This window comes from Xylanibacter muris, from assembly GCF_013166605.1.
Classification (GTDB): Bacteria; Bacteroidota; Bacteroidia; order Bacteroidales; family Bacteroidaceae; genus Prevotella; species Prevotella muris.
Genome location: NZ_JABKKF010000012.1, coordinates 80,228 through 92,804, shown reverse-complemented (window position 1 = coordinate 92,804; position 12,577 = coordinate 80,228). Strand labels below are relative to the sequence as shown.

Genomic DNA, 12,577 nt, shown 5'->3' with positions numbered 1-12,577 from the left:
TGCTGACGCTTCCGGTGGGAATTGGACACCGACATAGTGCCGAAGAGCCTGTAGAGGAAAGTAATAATCTTTAATCAGAAAGCCATAGCATCGCCGTGGCTTAGAATGTTATACCTCTTAAGGAAATGTCACCAAATATTTTACTCTGGTAATCAGCCCTTTAACTTGGAAGAGATTTTGGGAAATCTTGACTTTTTAGAGGAAAGTTAGCAAAACTTTATGTAGCCAAAGATTGTAGAAATTTATCAGAAGTTTGGATTTGTTCAAAGACACACAATGTGTATTGTCCATTTGAGTTTTCTGGAAATTCCCGTAACACAGCAATTGCCCATGAATTTTACGATGGAACATTTTCACTAAAAAAAACTTATTTAATCATTATAGTATATTTCGCAAGATTTTCCTTTTGGTTCAAATACTTGGCAGGTTATAATAATCAAAATAATAAAAAGGTGAAAAATCAAAGAGCGTTAAGTAAGGAGGACTTTAATTTTTTAAATTCATAAGAAAATGAATAAAAAAGAATTATTTAAGAAGCTTATTAAGATAATCGATAAAAACAATATTCCTTATGCTTTGGTTGGCAGAACAGAATGTTATCCTGAAAACATTGGAAGTGATATTGATATTATTATACCACGAAGTGAGATTAAGACCTTCAAACAAGTAATTTGGCAGATAGAGGATAACCAAACAAAAATAGTTCAGATGCTTCAGCATGAAATAGTGGCATTTTATTATGTACTGTTTCATTTTGACAATGGGGACATTGTCAGTATACAGCCTGATGTCTGTACGGATTATTATAGGAAAGGCAGAAAATTATTAAGTGCTGATTATCTCTTGGAAGGGAGAAAGGATGCAGTGCAAGGTGGCTTTCACGTCTTGACTCCTGAAAAAGAATTTATATATTATCTTCTGAAAAAGGTTGATAAGAGAAATCTTTCAGAGGAACAATATGAGCATATTCGGACATCATATTTGATTAATAAGGATAAAGCTCTATTGGAAGCAAAAGAGTTTTGGAAAGGTGAGAATCTATTGGTTATTCAAAAATCAATGGATGAAAATAACTTCCTTTTGCTACATAATAATTTGAGAAAATTGCAGCAAGGAATACATTCTTCACATAGTAGAAAGACAACAGATATTCTGAAGAATATTGCACTAAAAATCAAACGTATATTGAATCCTACTGGTTATATAATAACAGTTCTAGGACCAGACGGAAGCGGTAAAACAACAGTTATGGAACAGTTCAAAAAAGATATTAAACCAGCTTTCCGACGTTTGCAACAATTTCATCTTTTCCCAAAACCACATAAGGGAGCAACTAAAGTTGTAGAAGATCCACATGGACAGAAAAAACGAAATCTCATACTCTCGCTGTTAAAACTTATTTACTTACTTTATATTTATATCGGAGGACATCTAAGATATGTTCTACCTATGAAAATAAAAAGTACCTTAACTATTTTTGACAGGTATTACGATGATATTTTAGTGGATCCTATACGATATAGAAATGATACGCCTTGTTGGATTGTTAGGTTCATAAGATGTTTTATTCCAAAGCCTGAACTTTGGGTTATATTGGATTGTCCAACAGAGGTTATTCAAGCTCGCAAAGCTGAAGTTACACCCGCTGAAACAGAACGCCAACGCCAAGCTTATCTATCTTTAGCAAAATCAAAGAAAAATTGCATTGTACTGAATACAAATAGAGATGTCAAAGAAATATCTTACGAACTATGTTTGTTTATTTGTAAGTCTCTTAATGAAAGATCTATTAAAAGATATAAATAATGAAAATTCTTTTTTTAGCTTATGCGTGTGAACCGAATCGAGGTTCTGAGTTGGGAGTTGGTTGGAAATGGCCGCTTTATTTGTCAGAAGATAAAGATAAAGAAATTTTTGTCATTACCAGAACTAATAACAAATCAAAAATAGAAGATTATTGGAAGGATAATATTTGTCCAGAAAATTTACACTTCTTTTATTATGACTTATCTAAAGGAATACTATGGGCAAAGAAGTATGGGATGCCTATAAATATCTATTATGCCTTATGGTTGCAAGGTAGTAGTAGATTTGCACAGAAACTGCATCAACAATTTCATTTTGATATGGCTCATCATATTACATTTGGAGTGTTTCGTGATGCATGTGCTTTATATAAGTTGCATATCCCATACATAATAGGACCTGTAGGAGGAGGAGAAACAACTCCTATAAGTCTATTACCTTTGCTCACTCTTAAAGAACGATTAAAAGAGGCTGTAAGAAGCTTGGCAAACAGTCTCTCATTGACAAGCCCACTTTTACACAAAAACTTCAACAAAGCTTCACTCATTCTTTCAAAAACTAAAGAAACAAAGCGTATTTTAAGAAAATGGAATGATAAAATACTTGTTAGATTAGAGATTGGTATAAATAATGTTTCGGATGAGTTATTTAGAAAAAAAACAAATTCTTTTCTTTATGTTGGCCGTTTTACCTATTGGAAAGGTTATAAATTAGCACTGATGGCTTTCCAACAGTATGCAGAAAAGCATCCCTGTTCAACTTTTACAATGATAGGAAGAGGGAATACAGACGATATTAAGAGTTTTGCAAGTAATAATAATTTAGAAAAACAGATAAAGATTATCCCTTGGATAGAACAATCAGAACTAAAAAAATATTATACTTCAAGTAGTGCCATGCTGTTTCCAAGTATGCATGACAGCAGTGGTAATGTTGTATTGGAAGCCTTATCTTTCGGAATGCCTGTAATTTGTTTAGATTGTGGCGGTCCGTCAAGTATACTTGGCGAGGAACTTGTAGAATTAACTGTGCAAACAAAAGGGAAAAATTACAAAAATATTATAGATGACATTGTTTCTAAAATGGAGAAGTTGACTACAAATAATGATTTCGCTATTAATGTTGGAAATAAATGTATAGACCGCGCAAAGAAAATGCTATGGAAAGAAACAATTTCCAATACTTATAAAGAAATAATAAATAGGCTTTTTGAAATAAAAAAATGACATTGTACAAATTTAAGACTTTCACCACAAGTTATTACTTTCCTAAAATAAAAAAAGAAGAAGAATGGCTATACGGTTTATATTCAACCTACGGAGGGAAACTCTCTCGGGTTTATTGGCTTTTATTTAAAAATATCGCATTTGTAAGATGGCTGAATGTTGTTGATGTAAACAAACTTTCTTTCCCATATAAAGATATTTGCAAACTAATAGGTAAAGATTGTATTATGTCATTTAATATGGGCAGTCCAGGACCATTGCAAAAGATTTCAATAATCGGATATGAATGTTTTTCAGGAAATAAATTCTTTGCTAAATATAGTCAAAAACCCAAGGCTATAGAATTGACAAAAAATGAAATACAGATTTATAAGTTATTGGAAAATAGCGGTTTGGTACCAGTCTTACTTGATAGTAAACTTGATAAGAATTTTGCTTTTCTGAAAGCGGAGTTCTTGAATGGTCATCGACCTCCTCAGACATTTTTCAATGAAGAAATTTTTAAGTTATGCATAAAATTAAAAGAATTTCGTATAGGAAAAGAAAAATATTCAAAGGACAATTTGAAATTGTCTCTAAGTCATGGAGATTTCTGCCCATGGAATATGTTAGAAGAAGGTGATAGGATTAGATTGATTGATTGGGAACAAGCAAAAGACAGACCTTTAGGGTTTGATTTGTTTACTTATATTGCACAAGTAACAAACTTAATTAACCCTAATGTGAATTTGCTTGAAGCGATAGAAAACCATAGACAATATATCGAAAGATATTTTATAAGTTGTGGAATTTCCAATTGGAAACCATATTTGATTGCCTTTGCTGTAGAATCAAAAGCCTTTAAGCTTATGAAAGGGAGTATTGATATAGCACAAAGGTATGATTGTTTAATCAATTTTGAAGACAAGAAGTGAATAAAATAGGTATTTGGGCACCACTTAGATATGCTAATGTGGGTGATGATATGCAAGCGATTGCTTTTGCAAAACATATCCAGAAACAAGGATATGAAGTAAAATTATTTCAGTTAGACGAAGAACTGGCTAAGTTATATCAGTTGGAATCCGTTTCTACAGTTAATGAATTATGTAAAGATGTCAACTTAGTTGTGATTGCAGGTGGGGCTTTGTTGACTCCTTTCAAATGGTATAAACGCATTTTGAATAAGGCAGCACGTGAATATGAAACTGATTTCAAAAATCTATTTCTTGCTACTAATAAATATCCTAATGTAAAATTTTGCGCTATTTCAATGGGAGGCGACGGTCAGGTAAAAAAACCTGAGACCTGGTTTTCTCGTTGGCGTATAAAATTCTTTAGATCTCCTGCTTTTGTAGATGGAACAGTTCGTTTGGTTGGTGATGTAGTACAGATGAAACAGGCGTTTGGAAAAAACTTTATTTACCATGCAGATATGCTTTTCCGTACTCCAGATTTCTTCGAACCTAAACCATTGCCTCCCACTAATAAAATCAGAGTCTGTCTTCAACTAAAGAAAGGCCGTTATTTGGACAAACAATTATTGGCTGATATCCACAGATATGCAGAGGAACATGATGATATGGAATTCCACTTCATTACTACACACATGCTAAAAATCGGTTTGACTTATCAATATATGCCAAATAAAACATCAAAAAATATTTTTTTAGATGCCTATAAAAGTCCTAATCAATTATTAGGTGTGTTAGCATCTTGTGATATAATAATGACGTCTATGCTTCATGTTGGTTTGATGGGATTGACTGTGAAAACACCATTTGTCAGCTATCGCGGGCCAGGTAAGACCAAGAGTTTTTTGAAGTCTATTGGAGGTGAATGGGCTATTCTTCCTGAAAACATCTCTTTTGATGAATTGCGTATGAAGGTTTTCACGAAGAAAAAGGATGATTTATTCGCTCAATATAATATAAAGGTCATAAACGATATGATTAATGACAGTTTGAATCAATATGATTTTTGCAAGAACACTGTAATTAAACTTGGCTAATGAAGAATAACGTTGGTAAAGTGGTTGATGCAGGTCTTTGCATGGGATGTGGGGTGTGTCAAGATGCTTGTGCAAAGAAATGTATTAAAATTCATCATGGCAACGATGTGAATCATCCTGTTGTGGATGAAAGCAATTGTAATGAATGTGGTTTGTGTCTGAAAGTTTGTGCAGGAAAGGGTATTGACATTGACGATTATAGTCGCAAACTTTTTGAGGAGAAAGCTGCGGGCAAAGAGAAATATATTGGATACTATGACAAATGTTTTTCTGGCTATAGTAACAATTATGACATTCGTTTTCATTCAGCATCAGGCGGTTGCCTGAGTCAATTTCTGATTTATCTTTTAGATAAAGGGTATGTTGACGGTGCCGTTGTAGTAGGGTATAAAAAAAATCAGCCTATGACACCTCGTACTTATATCGCGCGCACAAGGGAAGATGTATTGGATGGAAGAAGTTCTAAATATTGTGTTACAAGCTATGAAGGCATTTTAAGTCAAATAAAGCAAGATGGTGGAAAATATGTGATTGTAGGTTTACCTTGTCATATACAATCTTTGCGTAAATTTGTCCATACATTTAAAAAAGTTGGTGAGCAAATAATTGGTTACTTTGCTATTTATTGTTCAAGCAATCGTACTATGCGCTCACAGGACTTTTTACTATATAAATATGGAGTTAACAGAAAGAATGTTGCTCGTTTTGCCTACCGTGATAATGGATGTCTTGGAGAATTGGTTTTTGAGGATAAAAATAGAAAAATTTTGAAATCTATTCCTTATCAAAATTATTGGATTGGCATGAGAGGTTTTTTTAATGTACCTCGTTGCTCAACCTGTATAGATCATTTTGGTGAATTGGCAGATGTTTGTTTTGGCGATATTCATATTGGAGAATATATTAATGACCATATAGGAATTAATTCCTTAATTTCTCGTTCTTCAGACTGGACTTGTATATTAATGAATGCAGTAAAGGATGGCTATTTACATCTTAATGAAATTTCTTACACAATAGTAAAAGATTCGCAAGATTATGCTATACGTCAAAAAAAGGGTTCTGGCGTAACTGCTTCTTTCAAACTTCGTAGTCTTTTAGGCAAGAAAAATCCAAAATACGATCAACCTCTTGTTGTTCCTAATGTAGGATTTAAAGAGATTGTAAAGGTTATAATAAAATGCGGTATGCGATGGATGGGAAGAAAAAAATGGCTATGGCCTATAATTTGTAAAATATAATCTTTATATCTATGAAGATTTTAAAGACATATTGAAAGTATTGGATAATTTCTCCCATAAAGATGGGACTTCATGTATCTTTTTCAAGAGTTATATATCATTGTAGATGAATAGTAATAAAATGAATAGCAATGAAAACGAAGATATTATTTGTCCTGCACATGCCTCCCCCTGTTCATGGGGCTGCTATGGTAGGGAAATACATTCATGACAGTGAACTTGTGAACAATAAGTATATTTGTGAGTATATTAATCTTACTACTGCAAAAGATTTACAAGACATTGGTAAAGGCAGTTGGCGAAAACTATGGAAGTTTATAAAGCTTCTATATCATGTTATAACTGGAATATTGAGATTCAAGCCGACATTGGTCTATATCACGCCCAGTGCTTGTGGAATCGCTTTTTACAAAGACTTCATTATTGTTCAACTTGTCAAAAGCTTAGGATGTAAAGTTGTGATGCATTATCATAACAAAGGAGTGGCAACTCGGCAGGAAAAGAAAATTGATGATTTGTTGTACCGTATGTTTTTCAAAAACATCAAAGTAATTTTACTTGCTGAAGCATTATATCAAGATGTGAAGAAATATGTAAAGCATGATAATGTTTACATTTGTCCGAATGGCATTCCTGATATTGAAGGAGATAAAAGAATAGAGCGACATAATGATATACCGCATTTATTGTTTCTTTCCAATTTGATTGAAAGTAAAGGAGTGTTTGTTTTGCTTGATGCCTTAAAGATATTGAAGGATAGAGGTTTCTCGTTTGTTTGTGATTTTGTTGGTGGAGAAACAGCAGAAATAGATAAAACACGTTTTGAAGAAGAGGTGCATAACCGTTGCTTGGATGAAGTGGCTGTTTATAATGGCAGGAAATACGGAAAAGATAAGGAAGCGTTTTTCAAAAATGCGGATATCTTTGTTTTCCCGACTTTTTATTCGAACGAGTGTTTCCCATTGGTTTTATTGGAGGCAATGCAGTATAGTTTACCATGCGTCTCAACAAAAGAGGGTGGTATTTCCTGTATAGTAGAAAATGGCAATACAGGATGGTTGGTAAACAGACAGTCGGCAGAAGAGTTGGCGGAACGATTATATTGTATGTTGTGCAATGCAGACAAATCCCGTTCTATGGGTAAATATGGAAGAGAAAAGTTTGAGAAAGAGTTTTCTCTGTCCGAATTTGAAATAAGATTAGTTGACATCATTCAAAAAATACTGTCATAGTCTTTTGTTTACGGATAGTAATACTGTCATTGCCGTTTATATTCCAAAACAAGGAAAATAATTTCCGATAGTTCTTTTATATAAGGAGTTTTTATCATGATAGATTGGATTATAGACACTATCGTATATCCTGTTTTTACATGGTTGGGAATATCGAAATAGTTTATACATCGTTTTCGCTATTGTCAAACGAAATAAATATAGATTATAATTTTAATAAAATCATTATAACATGTTACGGTTAAAGAATTTGACCATACTGAAAAGCCATGCAATGTTGAAGCGGCTGCCGGATGGTAAATTGCTGATAAATACAATCAATGCACATTCTTACAACACTGCGCAGAATGACCGTCTGTTTGCCGAGGCACTGATGAATGGCGATGTGCTCATTCCTGACGGGGTGAGCATTGTGAAGGCATGTCAGTGGATAAAGGCGAAGTCGCAGCCCGTGGAGCGTGTTGCCGGATGGGATCTCTTTGCTTTCGAGATGGACAGGCTTGAAAAAAGAAGTGCGGAGCTGATAGAGAAGGACAAGGATGCTTCAAGGCTGAAAGTGATGTTCATGGGAAGCTCACAGAAGGTACTCGGTCTGATAGAAAAGCGCATGACCGTTGAGTATCCTCATCTTGATGTCGCCACTTATTCACCTCCATATAAACCAGAGTTCTCGGTGGAGGACAATGATGCTATAATCAGGGCTATAAACGATGCCAACCCTGATTTGTTATGGATTGGCATGACGGCTCCAAAGCAAGAAAAGTGGACATATTCGCATTGGCATGACCTAAAGATTCATTGCCATGTGGGTACTGTCGGTGCTGTGTTTGACTTCTTTGCAGGAACAGTAGAACGGGCTCCGGCATGGTGGCAAAAGAACGGGCTTGAATGGCTTTACCGTCTGATAAAGGAGCCACAACGCATGTGGCGGAGATATATCATAGGCAACGTGAAGTTTCTGTGGAATGTCTTTACTATAGGATGAGGCTGTATCATAATAAAGATTGTAAGTACTCAAATTATGACTTAAATTAGAAAGGTATACTTTCGCTGCTGAACAAAAATATCAGATTTATGTACAGTAGCGAAGATTTGGAAAATTTTCGATAAGCGAACGTAATGAAAGCTTGCTTTCAAATTGCTGAGCACAGAAAACTTATATAAAGATTCTATTTCCAGTACCAGACTGAGGCAATGCCGAACGGCATCTCCGTAGAGCAGTTTTGCTCACGTAACAAAGTACCTTATAACATATTCAACAAATGGTACAAGGATACACATGGCAAGGTTACTTCCTACATATATATAATAACGTGAAAACCAATGTTCACAAGACTGTATTTTGAAAGGACTGCAAATCCACATTTATTGAATAGAATGTTCTTCATAGTATTATATTGCAGATTTTATGTTTTCCAATAAAAACTCCCGTCTCTTCCTACTTTTATATAGAGTATCAATAAAATAACAGTTTAATATCAATGAAAGGAATTGTATTGGCTGGTGGTAGCGGTACTCGTTTGTATCCTATCACCAAGGGTATCAGTAAGCAACTGATACCTGTTTTCGATAAGCCGATGATTTATTACCCTATTTCGGTGCTAATGCTTGCTGGTATACGTGAGATACTGATAATATCTACACCGGCAGATCTCCCAGGATTCGAGCGTTTACTTGGTGATGGAAGCCGGTTCGGTGTCAGTTTTGAATACGCAGAACAACCGTCACCGGATGGTTTGGCGCAGGCTTTTATCATAGGTGAAAAGTTCATCGGTGACGAATGCGCCTGCCTCGTACTGGGTGATAATATCTTCTATGGTGCTGGCCTGAATCAGATGCTTTCAAAGGCTGTGGAAGATGCCGAGAAAAATCATAAGGCTACGGTGTTCGGCTACCGTGTGAGTGATCCTGAGAGATATGGGGTGGCAGAGTTTGATAGTAAGGGAAACTGCTTGAGTATCGAGGAAAAGCCTGAGCGTCCGAGGAGCAGCTATGCTGTTGTGGGTTTATATTTTTATCCTAATAAGGTAGTGGAAATAGCGAAGAATATCAAACCATCTGCCCGTGGTGAACTGGAAATAACAACAGTCAACCAGGAGTTTTTGAAGTGCAGGGAACTGAGGGTGCAGACCATGGCCCGTGGATTTGCCTGGCTCGATACAGGTACGCACGACTCGCTTTCTGAGGCCTCTACCTTTATTGAGGTACTGGAGAAGCGTCAGGGACTGAAGGTAGCCTGTCTGGAAGGTATTGCTTATCGCCAGGGATGGATTACTGCGGAGGAACTTCGTGAAGCGGCTATGCCAATGATGAAAAATGATTATGGCAGATATCTTATTTCTATCCTTGACGAGGGTATAGATACTTTGAAAAGAAATCTGGAATATTAATAAAAAGGGATGTATAATGGAAGTAATAAAGACAGATATTAATGGGGTGCTGATTGTTGTCCCCCGTATCTTTAAGGATGCCCGTGGGTATTTTTTCGAGAGTTTTTCAGAGAGAGAATTTGAAGAGAAAGCAGCTCCTGTCCTGGGGTATAAGGTGAACTTCTGTCAGGATAATGAAAGCATGAGTTGCTATGGGGTAATGCGCGGGCTACATTTCCAGCGTCCGCCTTTCACTCAAAGTAAGTTGGTGCGCTGTGTGAAGGGTGCGGTGCTTGATGTGGCTGTAGACATACGCAAAGGTTCATCCACATACGGCAGGCATGTTGCCGTGGAGCTGACGGAGGATAATCATCATCAGTTTTTTATCCCACGTGGATTTGCACATGGGTTTGCCGTACTAAGCGAGACGGCAGTATTCCAATACAAATGTGACAATTTCTATCATCCTGAGGCAGACGGAGGAATTTCCATTACAGATGACAGCCTTGGCATTGACTGGAAAATACCTATGGAACATGCCATTCTTTCCGAGAAAGACACCATGCATGATAAACTGGAGGATTTTGTCAGCCCTTTTGACATAAACGTTAATCTATATAAATAATCAGAAATATGAATATACTGGTAACAGGTGCTAACGGCCAGCTTGGCAACGAAATGCGTATCGTCAGCAAGCATACTGCAGACCGTTATATCTTCACGGATGTCAGTCAGGCAGAAGGGGTCGAGACAACATATCTTGACATTACCGACATGGATGCTGTCCGAGGAGCGGTGAGGGAATATGGTGTGAACGTCATCATAAACTGTGCTGCATGGACTAATGTGGATGCCTGTGAGACGGATGAGAAGCTGGCAGCAGTTGCAGAAAGACTGAATGCCGTGGCTCCAGAGAACCTTGCCATGGCAATGAAGGAAGTTGACGGCGTGCTGATCCAAATATCTACAGACTATGTATTCGGCAAGGAGCCTTATAATGTGCCGTGCAGTCCGGACCAGAAGGGTACGCCTACAGGGGTATATGGCGCTACAAAGCTTCGTGGCGAGCTGAATGTAATTGCTACGGGCTGCAAGTATGTCATTATCCGTACTGCATGGCTGTATTCCGAATTTGGCAAGAACTTCTGCAAGACGATGCTCGACCTTACAGCTACCAAGCCTCAGCTGAAAGTGGTGTTAGACCAATGTGGGACTCCTACTTATGCCCTTGACCTTGCGAATGCTATTGTGACTATATTGGATAAGGTGAAGAATGCAACCGGCAGGGATGCGTATGAGGGAATATATCACTATTCAAACGAAGGCGTATGTTCTTGGTATGACTTTACACAGATGATAGTAAGGATTGCCGGCAATACGGCCTGTGATATCCAGCCTTGTTACAGTTCGGAATATCCCTCTCCAGTGACACGTCCCGCATATTCGGTACTTGATAAGCGCACTATCAAGGAAACATTCGGGGTGAAGGTTCCATACTGGGTTGACTCTTTGAAAAAGTGCATTGCAAATCTCAGGCAACAGTGAAAATAAATCAAAATATAGACTTTATGACAAAGAAAAATATAGTAATCACCGGAGGAGCCGGCTTCATAGGCTCACACGTAGTCCGTCTTTTCGTGAACAAATATCCGGAGTACAAGATCATTAACCTTGACAAGCTGACTTACGCAGGCAATCTGGCCAATCTAAAAGATATCGAGGACAGGCCTAACTACAAGTTTGTGAGGATGGATATATGCGACTTTGAGGCGTTCTTCCGGCTGATGCAGGACGAGCATATTGACAGCATCATTCACTTGGCTGCGGAATCACATGTTGATCGGAGCATAAGAGATCCGTTTACTTTTGCACGTACTAATGTGATGGGTACCCTGTCATTGCTCCAGGCTGCCAGGACTTATTGGGAGGGCCTTTCCGAAGGATACGAGGGCAAGCTTTTCTATCATATATCTACCGATGAGGTATATGGAGCACTGCGTATGACACATCCGGATGGAATTTCCGCACCTTTTACCACCAAGGCATCGAGTGACAGCAACCATGAGGCTTATGGGGAAGACTTCTTTCTGGAGACCACCAAGTATAGTCCTCATTCTCCATACTCGGCATCAAAGGCAAGTTCTGACCATTTCGTCCGTGCCTTTCACGACACCTACGGCATGCCTACAATAGTGACGAATTGTTCGAACAACTACGGTCCTTATCAGTTCCCGGAAAAATTGATTCCGCTTTTCATCAACAATATTATCCATCGCAAGTCTTTGCCTGTATACGGTAAGGGTGAAAATGTACGTGACTGGTTGTATGTGGAAGACCATGCAAGAGCCATTGACATTATTTTCCACAAAGGGAAAGTGGCGGAGACTTACAACATCGGTGGCTTCAACGAATGGAAGAACATCGACATCATAAAGGTTGTCATCAAGACTGTAGACCGTTTACTCGGCCGGAAAGAAGGCGAAGACCTCGATCTCATCACATACGTTACAGACCGGAAAGGGCATGATATGCGCTATGCCATTGATTCACGAAAACTCCAAAAAGAACTGGGTTGGGAGCCAAGCCTGCAATTTGAGGAAGGCATAGAGAAGACAGTAAGATGGTATCTTGATAACAAAGAGTGGATGGATAATGTAACATCAGGAGATTATCGGAAATACTATGACGCTATGTATAAGGACAGATAATAGAA

Annotated in this window: 11 protein-coding genes; all 11 read left to right on the top strand. The window is 37.4% G+C overall.

Annotated elements, in window-relative coordinates; all coding sequences use genetic code 11:
* Positions 1-510 precede the first annotated feature (510 nt).
* Positions 511-1,806: a hypothetical protein gene (locus tag HPS56_RS11360; protein WP_172276633.1), complete on the top strand. Its 1,296-nt coding sequence runs from the start codon at positions 511-513 to the stop codon at positions 1,804-1,806.
* On the top strand, positions 1,806-3,032 hold the full coding sequence (locus HPS56_RS11355) for a glycosyltransferase (protein ID WP_172276630.1): 1,227 nt from the start codon (positions 1,806-1,808) through the stop codon (positions 3,030-3,032). Before HPS56_RS11360 ends, HPS56_RS11355 begins: the two co-directional genes overlap by 1 nt.
* Positions 3,029-3,946, top strand: coding sequence for a phosphotransferase (locus HPS56_RS11350; RefSeq protein WP_172276627.1), 918 nt, complete (start codon positions 3,029-3,031; stop codon positions 3,944-3,946). Before HPS56_RS11355 ends, HPS56_RS11350 begins: the two co-directional genes overlap by 4 nt.
* Positions 3,943-5,022, top strand: a complete 1,080-nt coding sequence (locus HPS56_RS13565; RefSeq protein ID WP_172276624.1) for a polysaccharide pyruvyl transferase family protein — start codon at positions 3,943-3,945, stop codon at positions 5,020-5,022. The genes HPS56_RS11350 and HPS56_RS13565 overlap by 4 nt, the downstream gene beginning before the upstream one ends.
* On the top strand, positions 5,022-6,263 hold the full coding sequence (locus tag HPS56_RS11340) for a Coenzyme F420 hydrogenase/dehydrogenase, beta subunit C-terminal domain (RefSeq protein WP_172276621.1): 1,242 nt from the start codon (positions 5,022-5,024) through the stop codon (positions 6,261-6,263). The genes HPS56_RS13565 and HPS56_RS11340 overlap by 1 nt, the downstream gene beginning before the upstream one ends.
* A gap of 131 nt (positions 6,264-6,394) precedes the next feature.
* The gene (locus HPS56_RS11335) at positions 6,395-7,495 is read left to right on the top strand and encodes a glycosyltransferase family 4 protein (RefSeq protein WP_172276618.1); all 1,101 of its coding nucleotides are present in this window, start codon (positions 6,395-6,397) and stop codon (positions 7,493-7,495) included.
* A 232-nt stretch (positions 7,496-7,727) separates the two neighbouring features.
* Positions 7,728-8,480 (top strand): WecB/TagA/CpsF family glycosyltransferase, encoded by a 753-nt coding sequence (locus HPS56_RS11330; protein WP_172276615.1) that lies wholly within the window; start codon positions 7,728-7,730, stop codon positions 8,478-8,480.
* Positions 8,481-8,976: 496 nt separating this feature from the next.
* A complete protein-coding gene (gene rfbA / locus HPS56_RS11325; RefSeq protein ID WP_172276612.1) occupies positions 8,977-9,885 on the top strand; it encodes a glucose-1-phosphate thymidylyltransferase RfbA in 909 nt (302 codons plus the stop codon).
* Between the two features lie 16 nt (positions 9,886-9,901).
* On the top strand, positions 9,902-10,489 hold the full coding sequence (gene rfbC / locus HPS56_RS11320) for a dTDP-4-dehydrorhamnose 3,5-epimerase (protein ID WP_172276609.1): 588 nt from the start codon (positions 9,902-9,904) through the stop codon (positions 10,487-10,489).
* A gap of 8 nt (positions 10,490-10,497) precedes the next feature.
* Positions 10,498-11,409 carry a dTDP-4-dehydrorhamnose reductase gene (gene rfbD, locus HPS56_RS11315; RefSeq protein WP_172276606.1) on the top strand — a complete coding sequence of 304 codons (912 nt, stop codon included), beginning with the start codon at positions 10,498-10,500 and terminating at the stop codon, positions 11,407-11,409.
* 23 nt (positions 11,410-11,432) lie between these two features.
* Positions 11,433-12,572: a dTDP-glucose 4,6-dehydratase gene (locus tag HPS56_RS11310; RefSeq protein WP_172276604.1), complete on the top strand. Its 1,140-nt coding sequence runs from the start codon at positions 11,433-11,435 to the stop codon at positions 12,570-12,572.
* The last annotated feature ends 5 nt before the right edge of the window (positions 12,573-12,577 follow it).